The organism is Shewanella sp. SR43-8 (assembly GCF_014163775.1).
In the GTDB taxonomy this organism is placed as follows: Bacteria; Pseudomonadota; Gammaproteobacteria; order Enterobacterales; family Shewanellaceae; genus Shewanella; species Shewanella vesiculosa.
The window spans coordinates 78,681-96,613 of record NZ_JACJDX010000009.1 but is presented as its reverse complement, the minus strand read 5'-3'; the positions used below and the strand labels follow the sequence as shown (position 1 = coordinate 96,613).

At 40.3% G+C, this 17,933-nt stretch carries 17 protein-coding genes; 12 read left to right on the top strand and 5 right to left on the bottom strand.

Going from position 1 to position 17,933, the window contains the following annotated elements; all coding sequences use genetic code 11:
* Positions 1-3 precede the first annotated feature (3 nt).
* A complete protein-coding gene (gene coaD / locus H5114_RS13130; protein ID WP_101088596.1) occupies positions 4-510 on the bottom strand; it encodes a pantetheine-phosphate adenylyltransferase in 507 nt (168 codons plus the stop codon).
* A 235-nt stretch (positions 511-745) separates the two neighbouring features.
* Here coaD and H5114_RS13125 point away from each other — a divergent pair, with 235 nt between their 5' ends.
* The 4 genes from H5114_RS13125 (at position 746) to H5114_RS13110 (ending at position 4,816) form a co-directional block, all read left to right on the top strand.
* Positions 746-1,042 carry a hypothetical protein gene (locus H5114_RS13125; RefSeq protein WP_182723167.1) on the top strand — a complete coding sequence of 99 codons (297 nt, stop codon included), beginning with the start codon at positions 746-748 and terminating at the stop codon, positions 1,040-1,042.
* A gap of 86 nt (positions 1,043-1,128) precedes the next feature.
* Positions 1,129-1,845: a YjbF family lipoprotein gene (locus H5114_RS13120; RefSeq protein WP_182723166.1), complete on the top strand. Its 717-nt coding sequence runs from the start codon at positions 1,129-1,131 to the stop codon at positions 1,843-1,845.
* On the top strand, positions 1,842-2,624 hold the full coding sequence (locus H5114_RS13115; protein WP_182723165.1) for a capsule biosynthesis GfcC family protein: 783 nt from the start codon (positions 1,842-1,844) through the stop codon (positions 2,622-2,624). The genes H5114_RS13120 and H5114_RS13115 overlap by 4 nt, the downstream gene beginning before the upstream one ends.
* Positions 2,625-2,626: 2 nt before the next feature.
* Entirely contained in the window at positions 2,627-4,816 is a 2,190-nt protein-coding gene (locus H5114_RS13110; protein ID WP_182723164.1) for a YjbH domain-containing protein, read from the top strand.
* Positions 4,817-5,103: 287 nt separating this feature from the next.
* Here H5114_RS13110 and H5114_RS13105 read toward each other — a convergent pair whose 3' ends face one another.
* The gene (locus tag H5114_RS13105) at positions 5,104-5,865 is read right to left on the bottom strand and encodes a glycosyltransferase family 25 protein (protein WP_182698229.1); all 762 of its coding nucleotides are present in this window, start codon (positions 5,863-5,865) and stop codon (positions 5,104-5,106) included.
* A gap of 506 nt (positions 5,866-6,371) precedes the next feature.
* Between H5114_RS13105 and H5114_RS13100 the strand changes: the two genes are divergently transcribed.
* The 5 genes from H5114_RS13100 (at position 6,372) to H5114_RS20650 (ending at position 11,287) form a co-directional block, all read left to right on the top strand.
* Positions 6,372-7,373 carry a glycosyltransferase family 9 protein gene (locus tag H5114_RS13100; RefSeq protein ID WP_182698228.1) on the top strand — a complete coding sequence of 334 codons (1,002 nt, stop codon included), beginning with the start codon at positions 6,372-6,374 and terminating at the stop codon, positions 7,371-7,373.
* A gap of 52 nt (positions 7,374-7,425) precedes the next feature.
* Positions 7,426-8,379 carry an ADP-glyceromanno-heptose 6-epimerase gene (gene rfaD / locus H5114_RS13095; RefSeq protein WP_182723163.1) on the top strand — a complete coding sequence of 318 codons (954 nt, stop codon included), beginning with the start codon at positions 7,426-7,428 and terminating at the stop codon, positions 8,377-8,379.
* A gap of 46 nt (positions 8,380-8,425) precedes the next feature.
* A complete protein-coding gene (locus H5114_RS13090; RefSeq protein ID WP_124016696.1) occupies positions 8,426-9,271 on the top strand; it encodes a glycosyltransferase in 846 nt (281 codons plus the stop codon).
* A 92-nt stretch (positions 9,272-9,363) separates the two neighbouring features.
* Positions 9,364-10,146, top strand: a complete 783-nt coding sequence (locus tag H5114_RS13085; protein ID WP_182698226.1) for a glycosyltransferase family 25 protein — start codon at positions 9,364-9,366, stop codon at positions 10,144-10,146.
* A 1-nt stretch (position 10,147) separates the two neighbouring features.
* Positions 10,148-11,287: a glycosyltransferase family 9 protein gene (locus H5114_RS20650; RefSeq protein ID WP_182698225.1), complete on the top strand. Its 1,140-nt coding sequence runs from the start codon at positions 10,148-10,150 to the stop codon at positions 11,285-11,287.
* A 66-nt stretch (positions 11,288-11,353) separates the two neighbouring features.
* Here H5114_RS20650 and H5114_RS13075 read toward each other — a convergent pair whose 3' ends face one another.
* Together H5114_RS13075 and H5114_RS13070 are read right to left on the bottom strand one after the other, a co-directional pair.
* The gene (locus tag H5114_RS13075) at positions 11,354-12,349 is read right to left on the bottom strand and encodes a glycosyltransferase family 4 protein (RefSeq protein ID WP_124016693.1); all 996 of its coding nucleotides are present in this window, start codon (positions 12,347-12,349) and stop codon (positions 11,354-11,356) included.
* Positions 12,350-12,402: 53 nt separating this feature from the next.
* The gene (locus H5114_RS13070) at positions 12,403-13,464 is read right to left on the bottom strand and encodes a glycosyltransferase family 9 protein (protein WP_182698224.1); all 1,062 of its coding nucleotides are present in this window, start codon (positions 13,462-13,464) and stop codon (positions 12,403-12,405) included.
* A gap of 110 nt (positions 13,465-13,574) precedes the next feature.
* Between H5114_RS13070 and H5114_RS13065 the strand changes: the two genes are divergently transcribed.
* Positions 13,575-14,303, top strand: coding sequence for a 3-deoxy-D-manno-octulosonic acid kinase (locus H5114_RS13065; protein ID WP_124016691.1), 729 nt, complete (start codon positions 13,575-13,577; stop codon positions 14,301-14,303).
* Between the two features lie 44 nt (positions 14,304-14,347).
* Here H5114_RS13065 and waaA read toward each other — a convergent pair whose 3' ends face one another.
* On the bottom strand, positions 14,348-15,610 hold the full coding sequence (gene waaA / locus H5114_RS13060; RefSeq protein ID WP_182723162.1) for a lipid IV(A) 3-deoxy-D-manno-octulosonic acid transferase: 1,263 nt from the start codon (positions 15,608-15,610) through the stop codon (positions 14,348-14,350).
* 117 nt (positions 15,611-15,727) lie between these two features.
* On the opposite strand from waaA, the gene H5114_RS13055 reads away from it, so the two are divergent.
* Positions 15,728-16,384 carry a TetR/AcrR family transcriptional regulator gene (locus H5114_RS13055; RefSeq protein ID WP_124016689.1) on the top strand — a complete coding sequence of 219 codons (657 nt, stop codon included), beginning with the start codon at positions 15,728-15,730 and terminating at the stop codon, positions 16,382-16,384.
* 334 nt (positions 16,385-16,718) lie between these two features.
* Entirely contained in the window at positions 16,719-17,912 is a 1,194-nt protein-coding gene (locus H5114_RS13050) for a glycine C-acetyltransferase (protein ID WP_124016688.1), read from the top strand.
* The last annotated feature ends 21 nt before the right edge of the window (positions 17,913-17,933 follow it).

Sequence of the window (17,933 nt, the reverse complement as noted above, 5' to 3'; positions counted from 1 at the left end):
CGACTACTTACCTTTATTTTCTGCTTGAATTTGTGCCACTTTCTGTTTCAATGCCGCCGCGATCTGTGGATGAACAAACTGGCTTACGTCCCCCCCATGCAAGGCAACTTCCTTTACTAACGTAGATGAAATAAATGAATTCTCTTCCGCTGGCGTCAAAAAAACACTTTCAAGATCGGGGCTTAAACGGCGATTCATATTTGCCAACTGAAACTCGTATTCGAAATCAGATACTGCTCGTAATCCACGCACCAAGACACTAGCATGTTGCTCTTTAGCAAAATCAACTAATAGACCAGTAAAGCCAACAACTTCAACATTATCTAAATGTGCAGTCACCAAATTAACTTGAGCGACACGCTCTTCGAGGCTGAAACGAGGTTGCTTAGAAGGGTTTGATGCTATACCAATAATCACGTGCTTGAATAAGCGTGCTGCACGTTCAATTAAATCGGCATGACCGTTAGTCACAGGATCAAAGGTACCTGGATAAATAGCTCTTCTGTGCATAATAATGCCATTGTGGTTAGTTTTCAGTGATTTTATCAGCACATTATGTCTCAACACACTTGTCATCAACAATTAATTAAATCTTTTTTGTCAAAAAACAAGATCCAATACATTATTCACTGAACATCACTGAATATTTATTGAGCAATTTTATCGAATTTAATATGGAAGTGAATTGATTGTATGCTAATCTATCAAAAGGTTTGTTTGGATATTTTACGGGAATACTTTGAATATGAAAAAATTAGCTATAGCGTTAACAACGGCTTTATTAATGATTAGTTCAGCTCAAGCGGCTGAAGAAACTACTGGTACTGGTACTGGTACTGGTGCTGGAGCTGGTGCTGGTGCTGGTGGCCTAGGTGCTGTAACTGTAGGTACTATTGCAGTTGCTACAGGAGTTCTTGTTAGCGTAGTCGCTGTGACTGTGAATGATAGTAATTCTGAGAGTGGCTCAGGTACTGGAACTGGCACGGGTACAACAACAACGAGCACTGGCACAGGTACTACTACAACTTCAGTTACAAACTAAAGTCGTTAGTAAAATAAAAAAGCACATTTTTAATGTGCTTTTTTTATTTTCCATAAATATTATCAAGCTTAAGGAATTGAGCTAGTATGTCTTTTATTTTAAATAGCAAAACTCTATTTATTATCTCTTTGATCACCTTATCTGGTTGCAGTAACACTTCATCCCAAATTGCTAATATGGTTAAAGAAAGTATCATAGGACCGTCTGATTCGGTCATTTCAGCAAGCAAAATTGAAAGTAGTCCATATGCCAGTATCTACGTCAGAGTAAATAAGTCTTCTCAAGCCTATGTATTACTTGCTTTTGCTGAAGCATCACAAACAATTCCTGCTACGCCATTTTCAAAAAAAAATGCTGAATTAAAGTGGGTATCATCTGATGCTGCAATGCTGGTTACTCGCAACGGTCGCTTATTAAAGACAGTTAATTTGTTTGATGGCAACCTTGTCACTCTTAGTAGCGAACAAATCGATCCAATTTCATTAGGACTTCATTTAACCAGCACACCAATGCAATGGCAAAGTACTATTGATTGGCAACCCGGTTACCATTTTAGTTACAAACAGCAATCAACCTTTACCTTTATTGCTGATGAGACCGTTATCATCAATGAGAGTCCCGTGATATTGAAAAGGTTTGATGAACATGTATTCATTCCCAAATTAGGTATCGAATACAATAATCAGTTTTGGATTGATGCCACTTCTGGCATGGTCTTTAAAAGCAACCAAAAAATTGCTCCTAATCTCCCTTATATTGATATCACGCTGTTAAAGCCTTATACATTTGAGGATATAAAATGACGCTGTTTATTAAATTTCTACCGCTTTTGTTAATTTTTCTTGCTCAAAGTGTCAGCGCTGAAACAACAATTACCGTCACACAATCAGCATCAGCAACTAAAACATTAACGCTTGAATATTCACAACCTGTTCGCTTGGTGCAAGTTGTTGAAGACAGTTTGGCAAACATTAGTAAATTAGTTTCTCAAAATGACATCCAGCCACAACCCATCTATTGGTTATCTGCCGGACTTTATGACCTATCCACGGCCACGGCAGTAGAAAACCAGCAAGAACAAGTTTTACATTTACTGAGTAACCAAGATTCCAATAAAAATAAGCCACAAAATATTCAAGCAATGAAAGCATTATCAGATTGGATAATAGTTAATGAATTCGCAAAACGTGAAGCAATTATTTTGGACTTTGACTCAATAAGACTTAAAGAAGAACTCAATCCACTTATTTCAGGACACTATTTATTCTCATTACCAACCAAACCTGAATATGTAATGGTATTAGGGGCAGTAGAGAAAAATGGCAAACAACCGTTTCGAGTTAGGCAAAATGCAACAAAATACCTCGATTGGGCTTTACCAATAGATGACTCAGATAACAGTTTTGCATGGTTAATTCAACCTGATGGAAAAGTTGAACATTACCCTATTGCCTATTGGAACAATCACCATATTGACATTGCGCCGGGGGCAATTATTTACCTTGAATTTCGAGGTGCTCAAGAAAGTGAACAAGTATTAAATCAACAAGTGATTGAATTATTAAAATATTGGATACGTTAACCATGAGCAATGTCAAGCAGAATGTTAGTTACCTTTTCGTCATTCCTTTTATGTTTAGCAGCGTACTTGTATCCGAAAAAGCACTAAGTGATGAGTTATCTAAACAGAAAGTTACTCCTTCACAATATGACTTTGGCGGTGTCGGTCTGATACAAATGCCTACAGGTAGAATGGCCGCAGAAGGTGAATTTAGTGTTAACGCCACCTTTAACGAAGATTATTATCACGGTGCATTATCTATCCAGCTTTTCCCTTGGTTAGAAACCACCATTCGCTACACTCAAGTACCCGATGTACTTTATAGCAATGATCCTAACTTTAGTGGTGATACCTATTACACCGATAAAGGTATCGACGTAAAACTGCGCTTACTAGAAGAAAGCTATTGGATACCTGAGACGTCTATCGGCGTACGTGATATCGGCGGTACAGGCTTATTCGATAGCGAATATATTGCCATGACCAAAGGGTTTGGACCGTTCGATGCTACTATTGGGTTTGGGTGGGGCTATATAGGCAACCGCGGTAATTTAACCGGTACTAACAAATCATCATCAGTAGATTGTGACCGAAATACCGGCTATAAAGGCAAAGGTGGTAATGTTGACTTTGAACGTTGGTTTAAAGGCTGTAGTGCCGTTTTTGCTGGTGTTGAATATCAAACCCCTTGGGATCCTTTACGTATAAAGGTTGAGTACGATGGTAATGATTATAAGTCTGACTTTGCCGCTTTACGTACTGGTAATGAACTGAAACAAAGTAGCCCAATAAACTATGGCTTATTGTATAAAGTAAGTAACTGGGGCGACTTTAAGCTAAGTTATGAACGGGGTAATACCTGGACATTAGGCTTTAGTTTAGCCACTAACTTTAATACCTTAAAATCTAACTGGCGCGACACACCAAAGCAAGCTATTGAAGATAAACCTGATATGGCCGATCGCAAAGTTGATTTACCAGAATTAAATAAACAACTGGCTTATGATGCCGGATACAAAGGCGCCAAGATTTACATCAAAAATGATGAAGTCACCGTGGTAGCAACTCAAACAAAATATCGTGACAGAAAATATGCACACAATCAGGCTGGGCGTATTTTAGTAAATCAGTTCCCTAGCGCCAAGACCTTCAAAATTATTGAAAATACTGCACGCTTACCTACAACTGAAACAGATATTGATGCTCATAAATTTAAAGATGCTGTCCAGCATAACTACATTAATGCAAACATTGAAGATAGCACTAAAGTAATCGAACCCACTCTACCTTCTGAAAAACCCGATTGGGAAACTCCTGATCAATGGAATTATGGCTTTGCGCCAAAACTTGCTCAATCTTTTGGTGGTTCTGAAAATTTTTACCTTTTTAACTTTGGTATCAATGGATCTGCGGGTCGTTGGTTAACAGATAATATAGAAGTAAGTAGCTCTATTTATATTAACTTGTTTGATAACTACGACCAATTTAAATATAAAACACCACCAGATGGTACTGACTTAAAACGTGTCAGAACTTTAGTCCGACAATACGTATCTGATAATCCAGTTCGAGTTGATAACCTACAACTAACTTGGTTAGATAAACTCAGTGAAAATATCTATGCCCAAGCCTATGTAGGCTATCTAGAAATGATGTTCGGTGGTGTTGGTGGGGAAGTACTATACAGACCAATGAATAGCGAATGGGCGTTTGGGGTGGATGCAAACTACGTTAAACAGCGCGACCCAGATAACCTTTTTGGTTTATTTGACCAAGAAGTCAACTTTGATCCCGACTCCGGACGTTTTTACCGTGCTCAAACAGGTACATTCACAGGTCATGCTAGCGTATATTATCAACCAAACTGGTTCGACGATGTTCTTCTTAAAGTCAGCTATGGTCAATATTTGGCAGAAGATCGCGGTGTAACCGTTGATTTCTCTAAGCAATTTAAAAGTGGTGTCATTGTTGGTGCATTCGCCTCTAAGACAGACTTATCTGCTGATCAATTCGGTGAAGGCAGTTTCACCAAAGGATTTTATATCTCGATCCCGTTTGATGCCATATTACCTACGCCAGTGACCAATCGCGGAAATCTTGCTTGGCAGCCATTAACTCGTGATGGTGGCCAAAAGTTGGGACGTAAATTTGAATTATATGGCGGTACAGATGCCCGAGCACCTTGGCTAAATAAGCCTTCTACAACAAAATAAATGCCAACGGGGACGATATGAATAATTCACATCGTCCCCGAAGCAATCACTAGCCCTCTTCACAAGAACTCAGAATAATAAATGAAGAAAAATCATTAAGTATTCTTTCGGTTTCAGCATTTCAATAAAAACCTTCATGTGATTTCAAATACTGATGCAAAGTAAATTTACTCATCCCACTCGGTAGTAATCAATGACTATTGAATGAGACCAATTAGGCTAGCAGTATAAAACACAATTGTGACGGTAAATTATCTAACGTTCAGATGACTTACCTTGTAAAATCACTATGATTTATAGCTTTTAAATCGCGGAAGTGATGGCAATTGTTGTTTATATTTTAACAATTCCAGCTCGTATTTCACTTTTTGCCAAATACGCAACAAATGATGACGCTTAGCATTATTGCGTCGCCCTTGTCGGCTAATATCACTGTCTAAATCGGTCGCGATCACCGGGAAAGGTCTAACAACAAAACAGCGTAATTGTTTTTCATACCAATACTGAATATCAATATCCACAGGACGTGCAATAGGATAGGCCGTAGCTAATAATTTTTCAGCACCAGCCAATGACACGCACTGCCCGCGAGTCGAAGACGGCAGCTTCAAACACGTCGATAAACTAAAACGATCATCAAGCGCTATCGATTGTACAATGCCTTTCTGCTTACGCCCATGACACAGTTTGATGTAATCCCAATCTGTAGATAAATTATCGATATGCTGTATCACAGTCATCAATGCGGGATCTAAGACAGAATCATCTTCGAGAATTAAGGCATAATCTAATTGCTGATCAATAATCATTTGCCAACATTGCACATGACTGAGGTAACAACCAATTTCACCTAAATTCAGTTTTTTATCGTACTTTTGAAGGTTTGTTTGCGGATCATATACTTTGCTAATGTCGGTAGCGTGTAAATCCTTACCATATACGGCAGAAATACGTTGATATTCGATACCTAACTGTTTGAGTTGATCATCCATGAAGGTAAATCGTTCTGTACTGCTATCTAAATTTATTAGAAAAACTTTAAATTTCATATACTAATAACCCAAACACCTATTTTAATCATGTTCAACTACTGACGATTAACCCAATAATACTCAGTCGTGATGATATCTGCTGAATAAAATGGTCGATGCTTCAGTTAGGTTACTTTTGCCAGTGACATTTGATGTAATCCGTTGAATAAGCTTGAAATAACCGTTATTAAATTAGTGGTTATTTGCGTCCTGTATCTCACATACATTTCACTATTTTGAGAGTGAGAGGTTTGGGAGTATATCACTAATATTATCGCTTTAGTTTGTTGTCAAAAAACTTCTTCATTGTCACCAGATGAGTTAACAATAACAACCGGCATTTACTCACCCTCAATACAATTCCTAATGCAAAACGATGAACAAACGGTCTTGAGTTGATATACTTGGCAGAAGCGTTATACCTCAATCATCATGATGGTTAATAGAATCGTTAAAAGTTACACTATAATGAGCCCCATCATCTGATGGAATTAAGTTAATATTTTTATCTTTCAGACACTAATATGAAAAAAATCTTAGTCATCAAACACGATAAAATTGGCGATTTTGTACTGACATGGCCTGCATTCTATCTACTCAAACAAGCCATTCCAGATGCGACAATTGACGTATTTGTTGCCAAAGTAATTACACCTTTTGCCGAAGCATGTCCCTATATTGATAATGCTATTGCTGATTCTGGTGATGACAAAGCTATCGCAGAACATATTGCCAAGCAAAATTACGATGCTGTCATCGTGGCACATTCTGAAATGAGAATGTATAAGCTCTTAAAAAACATTGATATTCCATACAAGCTAGTGCCGAAACATAATTGGTATCAGTATCTGTATAAACATCGAGCAAACACAGATTACAAAAAAGGTGAAGGTTGTTGGCGTGGCAGCTGTATGTTGATAGAACATTTTTTACACCATCATGGTTATCCTATCCCAAGTTTACCGAAGCAGTATTGGGATATGAGTGAATATAAACCTAAATGGCAGCAATATTATGGCCAACAAGGTGATGAAAAGCTGATTTTTATTCATCCAGGTACCGGTGGTTCTTCGGGCAGTGTTGCAGAAGTCGATCTGGCAAAAATGATCAGCCAAATCAACCGCCTTACCCAAACAGCTTGTCATTTTGTTTTAACCTATAATGGCGATGAATTGGTTTTAGCCCAAAATATTCAAGCGTTACTTGCAGATCAACCTATACGCGTTTCAATAGCGAAACCATTAAGCAGTTTGCGTGATTTTGCCGAATCGCTAGTTGCCGCAGACATGTTTATTGCCGGTTCAACAGGCCCATTGCATATTGCCGGCTTACATAATGTACCGACTGTCGGTTTTTATGCCGGTAGACGATCAGCACCACATATTAGATGGCAAACGTTAACCGAGCCGAGTAAGCGACTCACTTATACGCCGCCAATTGGTAAGAAAACTGGCCGTAATATGTCGCTAATTGACTTTGATCAAGTGTCCCAAGAAATTGCAGATTTTTTGAATAAGTTATCTTAATCGCAATAGGTTCAGCCTGCTCATCTAGAGCACAAATATTGGAAATATTATTATGATAGTGGTTACAGGCGCAGCAGGGTTTATTGGTAGTAATTTAGTTAAACAACTTAATGCCATGGGACGAAATGACATTATTGCCGTTGACGATTTAACCGACGGTACCCAAATGTTTAATTTAGCCGATTGTGAAATCGCCGACTATCTTGATAAAGATGATTTCATCAAGCAAATTCAAGCCGGTGATTTTGATAACGCACTCGAAGTAATCTTCCATCAAGGTGCTTGCTCATCGACCACAGAGTGGGATGGCAAGTTTATGATGGCTAACAACTACGAGTATTCAAAAACTTTATTACATTATAGCCAAGCCAATAACTGTCAATTTATCTATGCTTCTTCGGCCTCGGTATATGGCGGCAGCGAAAAGTTTATTGAGCAACGTGAACTCGAGAAGCCGCTGAATGTCTACGCTTACTCCAAGTTTTTATTCGACCAGTATGTAAGACAACAAAAACTTACCAGCCAGGTAGCTGGTTTACGTTATTTCAATGTCTATGGTCCGCGTGAGCAACATAAAGGCGGTATGGCCAGTGTGGCTTTCCACTTTAATAACCAAATTAATCATAATGGTGTATGTCGTTTATTTGAAGGTGTGGATGGTTATGACAATGGCCAGCAACTTCGTGACTTTGTGTTTGTCGAGGATGTCGTTAAGATTAATTTATGGCTCTGGCAGAATCCATCAGTATCTGGCATTTATAACTGTGGTACTGGCCAAGCACAAAGCTTCAATGATGTTGCTAATGCTGTGATTGCGTATCATGGTAAAGGACACATTGAGTACATTCCTTTCCCTGATAAGCTTAAAGGTGCCTATCAGAGTTACACTCAGGCTGATTTAACCCAACTAAGAGCCGCCGGTTATCACGCCGAATTTAAAACGGTCGAACAAGCGGTACCAGAGTATTTAAATTGGCTTAAGAGTCAGCACTTTATTGGTCAATAATGACGAGCAACCGTTAAGCTAACTCCTACTTTACTTGGATACAATAATGAAAAAAGCTATCTTCACGCTTGCGATTGGTGATGAAAATCCGATGTACCGAGCGGCACTGCTCAGCTTTGAGCAATATGCACAAAAAGTTGGCGCGGATCTCATTGTATCTAAAGAGTTTCATTATCCAATCACAATTACAGATCCTCAACATACCGCCAGCCCTGCATGGACTGAAAAACTGTATATTAAAGAAATTCTGAAACAATATGATCGCGTATTGTATGTCGATGCTGACATTATTATTCAACCCGATGCAGAGAATATCTTTGAGGTTTACGATGACCTGAACACGGTTTATTTGTTTAATGAAGGCGAGCACTTAGAGCGCCAAAGTGTAATTGATAAAATAACCTCAATTATGGGGCCTGTCGATAACTGGCCTGTGGTCAACAATCGCCCAGTGTATTACAACTTAGGTTGTATGCTTATTTCGAAGCAAAACCGATTGTTTGATATTGCTAAACTCGACGATCTGCAACAGCTATGTAACCATATCAAGTATTACGAACAAACATATGTAAACTACTTATTGCACCGAGACGGTCTAAAGCATCAGAATATTTCGCCTAAATTTAATCGCATGGACTTTATGGGGCCAGAGCATTATCGCGATGCCAGTTTTATTCACTACGCTGGCCGAGGCTACAGTAATTCATCGCTCAAGCGAGAAGTAAGATTTGTAAATGACTTTTGCGAGCTATTCAAAGGTCACATCGATGACAACACATTAGATGAAATTAAACAAAGTGGTTGGGATCTGTTTATCAATAAAGCCCAACAACGCTATAAATTACCCAAACCGATTATCAATGCGATAGCAAAGCGTTTTATCACTATTTAATAAAGGGTTATTGACCCTATTCTTAGCGTAATAGGCATTGAGATTTAACCCGTTTAGCAACAAAGTATTCCGTGAAAAAGGCTTAATTATTCATGTTAAAGTACAAAGTGTTTGTTATTAATTTGGCTCGTTCGCAAGAGCGGCTGGCACAAATTGCAGCGCAACTTGCGGCGGTTAACATTCCGTTTGAACGCATTGACGCTGTTGAAGGTAAATTGCTATCAAGCGAAGAAATCGAAGCCGTATCCCCCGCACGTATAGCCAGACAACATTATTATCGCGATCTCAGTGCTGGTGAAATCGGCTGTAGTTTAAGCCACAAACGAGCGTGGCAAAAAATTATCGACGACGATTTAGACTTAGCCTTTGTATTTGAAGATGATATTCACCTTGAGGCTAACTTTGCCGATACAATCAACATGATCCTCAATCTGCCCACCATGGATTGGGACTTTATTAAGCTATATCCATTGACACGAAAAAGTCGTAAAAATATTCAGTCGTCGATGCACTATGGTGAATTTGAATTTGTGACCTATAAAAAATTTCCACTTGGGGCAATGGCCCAAGCCATTAGTCGTCGTGGTGCAGAGTCACTGATTAAACATATGCCTTATATTGTTCAACCAGTAGATGGTCATTTAAAATCTTGGTGGAGCCTAGGAATAACGCCTTTTGGCTTGCTGCCTTACTGTATTTCTGTCGACATAGAAGGTCCGTCAGATATTAATCCTGACGGTAACTTAGAAAGAGCACCTCAACGACGTGTGACAAAGTTAATGTTAAATTGGAGCCGGGCATTGATGCGATTTATCGCAACACCTCAGCTGGAAAAACAATTTCGTCAATTCACTCAAGCGTTAAAAAAGGATTAATGTGTCTTCATTAATTAGCCATACACAATTACAAAATGCCCAGCGTATTTTGTATATGACCCACTTAGCCATTGGTGATTTTGTTTACCAGAGTGTCTGGTTAAAAGCCCTAAAAGCTAAGTATCCACATTTGGTTATTGATGTGTGGTTTGATGATTGTCGTAGTCGTCCACAATCGTGGGCAACAGGCCGCAATAAAGTCCTCAATGAATGGATAGACTCACTGGGTATTATCGATAACACTTACCCCATTGTTGGCGATCTCGCCCAAAGACAAGGCTATATCAGCCAAGCACAATCGCTCAATTATGATTTAATTGTATTTATTGGTAAGAATCGCAGTGAGCAGTTCGCAAAAATTGCTCGAAAAATATCAACTTCAGCCTTTGTCGTCGCCTCTAAAAGTAAACCATTGAGTAACCCGATAGCAAAATGGCTGTATTTTAATAATATAAATGCCTACTTCAGCTACGATGACATGGTTAAGAGCAGCCAACATATTACCGATTTATATAGCCAATGTTTCGAGCGGGCGTTAGGTCTTACTTGTGGCGATTTAGTCGATGGTCAAAAGCAGTTAGTGTTTCATGTTGATGCCATTTATCAACAACAAGCTTGTACACTGATTAACAAGTTAACCGCAAATGACACCAATAAACTGGTGGTGTTTGTAAACCATTTATCCACCGCCGATAAACGTGATTATCCTTTTACTCAACTTAAACAAGTGATTTTGACTCTCGAACTTCAATATCAAAATCTGGTGTATATTTTCAACTGTCCACCAGATAAATTGAATGAAGTGACCACTCAAGTTGCTGAAGATAGCGAGCTAAACCATTTAGCGATTACCACATTTACCGCCAAGCAAAACTTCTTTCAATTGCCCGCCTTAATTGCACAAAGCGATATCGTCATTAGCGCTGAAACCGCTACGGCACACTTAGCTGTATGCATGGATAAACCACAAGTGACCATAATGTCGAATGATTTAACCCTATGGCAACCCAAGGGCGACAGTATTATTTTAACTGGTAGCGGCCAAGCGAAATCAATTACACCGCAGCAAATTGTTGATGCATTCACCCAACAGCTAAAGCAACATTATAGTGGCACGCCCAAGCTAGCTGAACGGTTATAATTGGAGTCAATAAAAAAGGCCGAATAGGCCTTTTTTATTGAAACGGTTAACCGTGAATGATACGAGTTATGACATCAATTCGGTAACAGGCAGTAAATCTAATAAGCTCTGGGTAGCATAAGGTGCAGCCTGATTTAAATATTCACCATTAAGCACCTTGTCGTACATGGCTTGATATTGCTGCGCCATCACATCGGCATTAAACACATCCCTTGCCACTTGGTGACACACTTTACGATCAAAACGATCTAGGTGCTTCAGTGCATCCACCATCTCATTATAATCTGTAGTCAGAAGTCCCATTTCAGGTTGGGTGATAATCTCAGGTAAAGACCCAAAGGGTGTTCCAATAACTGGCGTACCTAAAAACAGGCTTTCGGTTATCGCCAAGCCAAAGGGTTCATGCCATCTCACTGGAAATAATAACGCTTGTGATTGCTTAATAATCGTAAATTTATCATCGCCACCCACCATGCCTTTAAAGTCGATATTCATATCAAGGTTAAAGTAGCCTTTTTTACCAAACTCAAATCGTTTACCGCCCAATACCGCTAATTTATGACCCGCTTTTTTAGCAATCTTAGCGGCGCCAGTCATGTTTTTATGACGAACCGTCGCTTTACCCAAAAAGTGAACATAGTTACTGTTAGATTCAAAGCTAGGTTGGCCATACTCAGACCAATCTAGGCCATTGTAAACATAGCAATCACTATGATGATTATTAGCATGGCGCTGGGAGATAAAAATAGTGTTGCGATCATATTGTTTCGCTTTATCTGCATTGGCGTGTTCAGTGCACACAAACGGCTTATCTAATTCGCCGGTAAAGGCGCAATGAAAATGCACCACATCAGGCCAATCAGTAATCTGTTGATTAAATGATTTTCTCTTATCGTACAACAAGGTTCCTTCAGGCCTAATATCATGTGGGCGCATCAAAAACTTAACTTCGTGACCTTGCTGTTTTTGAGCGGTAGCCAATGACCATACCACGCGCTCAGTACCGCCAAACTTAAACGCCGGAAACGGTCCTCGGCAAAGTAGTACATGTAAGATTTTCATTTAACCTTTCCATATTGAATATGTCACCGAACAGAATAATCGCTGATCTTCTATCAGCGTAAACCCGCAGCTGAAACAGTGTATTGCTCTGCGCAAAACTGTTTGAAGGAGGCAATAACCTCATCAACCTCTATTATTGCCATTAAATGCTCGCCTTTAGCACGCGTACCCCAGTTTACATCTCCTTCAACCTGTTGCTTTATGACATGGTCATAAACAGACACGGTATAATCTCGATAAAAATAGGGACCCGTTCGCCCGGGATTAGAATGAGCATATAAACCAATAACCGGAGTACCTTGAGTCACCGCCATATGTAATGGCCCGGTATCTGGTGCAAGCACTATTGTCGCTTGCTTTAACACCGCAAGCAGTTGCGTAAGCGATGTCTTGCCCACTTGATTATCAAAGGGCTGCTGACTATGAGATTGAATCACATCTGCTAAGGTTTGTTCTAGCGCGCTTGGGCCGCCACACAGCATCACTCGGTAACCTTGATCAATGGCGTAATCGGCTACGGCAGCGTAACGCTCTGGCAGCCAATTACGCTCTGCTTTACTGGCAGCAGCACAAATCACCAACACCTTATCATCACCCACGAGCCGTTTAGCAAAATCAGTATCGGCTTGCGGTACCGGAATATTCCAGCTTGGGGTTAAGTCTTCTACGCCAATGGCATTAGCAAAGCCCATAAAACCATCTAATACATGCGGCGTGGCCAAGGGCTCAACGGCATGATTGGTAACCAACCATTGACCTTCTTTGGCTCTTGCTTTATCAAATCCGACCCGCACTCGGGCCTTAATCATTAACGATGCTATGGTTGCGCGCAAGGCAACTTGCATGTGCAGCAACACATCAAAACGCTGACCATGTAAATCACGACGTAACTGAACATAACTACGCCAGCCCTTAGACTTATCGAAAATAACAAACTCAATGCCAGGTAAGTGTTTAAGTAACTGATATTCGATCTTGCCAATAACCCAAGTGATACTCAGATCGGGATACTGTTTTTGAATAGCCTGTACCATAGCTACAGCGTGGCAAACATCACCAATAGCAGATAAACGCAGTAAACATAATGAACGTATCGCACTAAAGTCAGCTTTCATTGATTATCCAATATGCTTAAATGAAGAAGTAAGACGGTGGAGGCAAGTAAGTGATCTTAAGGTATAATGTTATTTCGATCCACAATCTCGCCAATGCTATTGATAATTAGATGCAAATAAAAACCACTCAACTTGGCCATATTGCCTGGTGTGAAACTACAGCCCAACAACTGGAACCTCACGACTTTGCCGTAGAGGCTTGGCAACAAAGAAATGCCATTGTCGGTCAATCTAAGGGGCGTTATACCACCTGGTTTGTCAAAACCGATAACTCGGATTCGCCGCAAACATGGGTTTTACGTCATTACTGGCGTGGTGGGATGATGGAAAAGTTGAGCCGTGATGCCTATCTTTATACTGGCCTACAACATACTCGCGCTGTGGCTGAATTAGCCATACTGGAAACCTTATATCAAGAAGGCTTTGCTGTTCCACGTCCAATAGCAGCGAATGTTGAGCGCTTTGGTTTATGGTATCGGGCCGACATCATCATTGAACATGTCGCGGGATCAAACGATTTAGTGGCGCATTTACGCCATAAGCCAATGACAGAAGCACAATGGTATTTACTCGGTGAGACCATTGCCAAATTTCATCTGCGTGGGGTGTATCACGCAGATCTAAATGCTAAAAATATCCTACTGGCTCAAGGGAAATTCTATCTAATTGATTTTGATAGAGGTGAATTACGTCAACCACAAGCCAGCTGGCAACAAGCCAATCTGCAGCGGTTACTACGTTCTTTTAAAAAAGAACTCGCCAAACTCGCTACGCTGCAATTTAATCAACAGCACTGGCAGCAATTACTTAAAGGTTATCAAAGCGTTAACCCTATCTAAACCAAGTCATCGTCTGGCCTTGTCATACGATTAACCGTTCAAGATTAAACGATAAGTTGATTGATCAATGTAAACTGCTTTAATAACGCACCACGATTTTGCTCAACCACTGCAAGAGCGGCAAAAGACGCCGATTGATATAGGGGGTTATCTGTGAACTTATGTTGTAACTCTTGGGCTAACTGTTCTGCAGAAGTAATGCAGCTTAATGCTCCGGCATCTGCGAGTAATTGCGTAATTTCAGCAAAATCCCAATGATTGGGACCGACATACACAGGTAGCCCCATGGCAGCAGGTTCAAGCGGGTTATGACCACCATTATTAATCAGTGTCCCGCCAACAAATGCCTGATCAGCTGTACCATATAGCATAACCAGTTCCCCCATAGTGTCACCAAGTAACACTTGAGTTTGCCCATTCACTTCATCATGCATACTGCGTCTAGCTAAGGTTAATCCAGACTGAGTAATCGTAATCGCGGCTAAGTTGAATTGCTCAGGATGTCGGGGTGCCATGATCAATAATGCATCTGGAAAATAACTCAGTAGCTGCTTATGGGCACTTAACATTGCCTCAAACTCGCCAGGATGAACACTTCCGGCAACCCAAATAGGTGAATTAACACGATGCCATTGATCTCGAAGCGTATTGGCTTGCTGTTTTTTAATGGGATCAATCGTGAGATCAAACTTCAAACTGCCACACACCTGTAGGCGTTCAGCTTCCACTCCCAGATGAATAAACCGCTCTGCTTCAGCCTGAGTTTGAACAGTAATCAACTTGAATTTATTTAACATAGGTACTGCTAAACGACGCTTTTTAGCGTATTTATCGGCTGATTTTTGCGACAAACGTGCATTGGCTAAAATCACAGTCACTTGTTGCCGCGCGGCAAAGTGGACTAAGTTAGGCCATAACTCGGTCTCCATGATAATGCATACTTTGGGTTGTAATTGGCGGAGAAATTTTTTAATAGCATAAGAAAAATCAAATGGTAGATAACAATGCTGTACCTTATCGCCAAATGCTTTTACCACCTCTGCAGACCCCGTTGGGCTGGTAGTGGTGACGGTAAATAAATAATCTGGGTGCGCTGCCATAAGCTGCTTAATCAAGGGAATCGCCGCCAGGGTTTCCCCCATCGACACGCTGTGGATCAATACATCAGTTTGCTCTAGTTTGGCCAAGCCAAAACGTTCAGACCAACGACGACGGTAATCGACACTTTTTATTGCCCGAAATGCAAGATAGAGCACTACCAGCGGAAACAATAAATACAGAAATAAAGAGTAAAAAATACGGTTCATGGAAGAAGAGTCATCGATTTTTGCTTGTCAGATGAGCACAATGTTAACATACTCATACTAAGTCGGCTTAAGCAATTATTTGACCGATAATAAGCTAATAATGAATATGGAAATCAAATGAAAACCCGCGATAAAATTATTTTTGCCAGCTTAGAGTTATTTAATGAACATGGTGAGCGTAGCATTACGACTAACCATATTGCCGCTCACTTAAGTATTAGTCCGGGTAATTTGTATTATCACTTCCGCAATAAAGAAGACATTATCAATTCGATTTTTAGTTTATATGAAAGTCATTTAGAGTCAGGCTTTAAGCCTTATGATGATGTGCCTATTACGATTGAGTTATTAATGGGTTACTTTGATGCCATGTTCTACACCTTATGGCAGTTCAGGTTTATGTATGCCAACCTCGCTGATATTTTAAGCCGTGATGAAGCACTTAAAAAACGCTATTTACATGCTCAACAACAAGTGCTTAATCGTTCAAGCGATGTGCTTCGCAAACTCAAAAAAGACGGTTTCCTCGATGTCGATGATAATAAAGTCACTGCGCTTGCCGATACCATTAAAATGATGGTCAGCTTCTGGATCAGCTATCAATTAACCCAATCCAGCACATCAACTATCACTAAAGCCACTCTATATGATGGACTATTGCGAGTTTTGATGATTTTTCAGGCTTATTCTACGCCTACGTCAAGTGCAACATTTTGCCGTTTAGAACAACATTATTTAGATATAGCCAGCCAAGAGCGCCATAACGCTGCGTAACCAAATACTGACATTCTCGCTTATCTCATATCCATAACATACCTTCCAATCCGCAAGTAACCGACTACAATTGAGTCGGTTACTTGCGGATGATGTTGGACGGATACATCCACTTCCCCAACATCGTAATCAACCATGTTAATGATTAGTTTTTTTAATGTGAATATATCAGTAGCCCTAAACTAACTCATGTTGGTCTGACGACTAAAAAAAACGCTGTAGAGCGGCAAAAATAAAGGTTAGAATGCCAACAACTCCAGAACACCCTGTCATTTATCGCGGTGTTTACTGCGTGATTTGGATAAGCATAATAACCATATTTAGGAGAACACAGGTGGCATCTACCTCTTTTTACGACCGAATTAATCAGCAAATTATCGATGTAAAAGCCGATGGTTTATACAAGAATGAACGCGTCATTGCTTCTGCTCAACAAACTGCCATCCAAGTTAATAGTGAAGAAGTGATTAACTTCTGCGCCAATAACTATTTAGGTCTAGCCAATCATCCCGATCTTATTGCAGCAGCAAAAGCAGGTTTAGACAGTCATGGTTTTGGTATGGCTTCGGTACGATTCATTTGCGGTACTCAAGATATTCATAAGCAATTAGAAGCTAGCCTAAGTGAATTTTTAGGCATGGAAGACACTATTTTATATTCATCTTGCTTCGATGCTAACGCGGGTTTATTTGAAACCCTATTAGATGCAGAAGATGCGATTATATCTGATGCGCTTAACCATGCTTCAATCATTGATGGCGTGCGTTTGTGTAAGGCTAAGCGTTTTCGTTACGCCAACAACGATATGGCCGACTTAGAAACTCAGCTTATTGCCGCCCAAGCTGCTGGTGCACGCAACATTTTGATCGCCACTGACGGTGTATTCTCAATGGATGGCGTAATCGCTAACCTTCAAGGTGTGTGTGATCTAGCCGATAAGTATGGCGCATTGGTGATGGTCGATGACTCTCATGCCGTAGGCTTTATCGGTCAAAATGGCCGTGGAACCCATGAATACTGTAATGTTATGGATCGTGTCGACATTATTACCGGTACATTAGGCAAAGCCTTAGGTGGTGCATCGGGTGGTTTTACTGCAGCGAAGAAAGAAGTGGTTGAATGGTTACGTCAACGCTCGCGCCCTTACCTGTTTTCAAACTCATTAGCGCCTTCTATTGTTAGTGCATCAATTTGTGTGCTTGAAATGCTAAAAACCGGTCAAGACTTGCGTGAAGCCGTATGGGAAAACAGTCGTTATTTCCGTGAGCAAATGTCAGCAGCAGGTTTTACCTTAGGTGGTGCAGACCATGCCATTATTCCGGTTATGATTGGCGATGCGAAATTGGCAGGTGACTTTTCAAACCGTTTGTTGCAAGAACACATTTACGTGGTTGGATTCTCGTTTCCTGTAGTGCCTAAAGGCCAAGCGCGTATTCGCACCCAAATGTCTGCGGCACACACCCGCGAGCAACTTGATCATGCAATTGGTGCATTTACCCGTATTGGTAAAGAAATGGGCATTATCTAATTCCAGACAACATAGGTCATT

Excerpts from the sequence above, each read along its gene's own strand:
- H5114_RS13075 (WP_124016693.1), bottom strand. The coding sequence starts at position 12,349 with ATGAAAATCTTACATGTACTACTTTGCCGAGGACCGTTTCCGGCGTTT.
- H5114_RS13110 (WP_182723164.1), top strand. The coding sequence starts at position 2,627 with ATGAGCAATGTCAAGCAGAATGTTAGTTACCTTTTCGTCATTCCTTTT.
- H5114_RS13085 (WP_182698226.1), top strand. The coding sequence starts at position 9,364 with ATGTTAAAGTACAAAGTGTTTGTTATTAATTTGGCTCGTTCGCAAGAG.
- H5114_RS13115 (WP_182723165.1), top strand. The coding sequence starts at position 1,842 with ATGACGCTGTTTATTAAATTTCTACCGCTTTTGTTAATTTTTCTTGCT.
- H5114_RS13055 (WP_124016689.1), top strand. The coding sequence starts at position 15,728 with ATGAAAACCCGCGATAAAATTATTTTTGCCAGCTTAGAGTTATTTAAT.
- H5114_RS13070 (WP_182698224.1), bottom strand. The coding sequence starts at position 13,464 with ATGAAAGCTGACTTTAGTGCGATACGTTCATTATGTTTACTGCGTTTA.
- H5114_RS13105 (WP_182698229.1), bottom strand. The coding sequence starts at position 5,865 with ATGAAATTTAAAGTTTTTCTAATAAATTTAGATAGCAGTACAGAACGA.
- coaD (WP_101088596.1), bottom strand. The coding sequence starts at position 510 with ATGCACAGAAGAGCTATTTATCCAGGTACCTTTGATCCTGTGACTAAC.
- waaA (WP_182723162.1), bottom strand. The coding sequence starts at position 15,610 with ATGAACCGTATTTTTTACTCTTTATTTCTGTATTTATTGTTTCCGCTG.
- rfaD (WP_182723163.1), top strand. The coding sequence starts at position 7,426 with ATGATAGTGGTTACAGGCGCAGCAGGGTTTATTGGTAGTAATTTAGTT.
- H5114_RS13125 (WP_182723167.1), top strand. The coding sequence starts at position 746 with ATGAAAAAATTAGCTATAGCGTTAACAACGGCTTTATTAATGATTAGT.
- H5114_RS13100 (WP_182698228.1), top strand. The coding sequence starts at position 6,372 with ATGAAAAAAATCTTAGTCATCAAACACGATAAAATTGGCGATTTTGTA.
- H5114_RS13065 (WP_124016691.1), top strand. The coding sequence starts at position 13,575 with ATGCAAATAAAAACCACTCAACTTGGCCATATTGCCTGGTGTGAAACT.
- H5114_RS13090 (WP_124016696.1), top strand. The coding sequence starts at position 8,426 with ATGAAAAAAGCTATCTTCACGCTTGCGATTGGTGATGAAAATCCGATG.
- H5114_RS13120 (WP_182723166.1), top strand. The coding sequence starts at position 1,129 with ATGTCTTTTATTTTAAATAGCAAAACTCTATTTATTATCTCTTTGATC.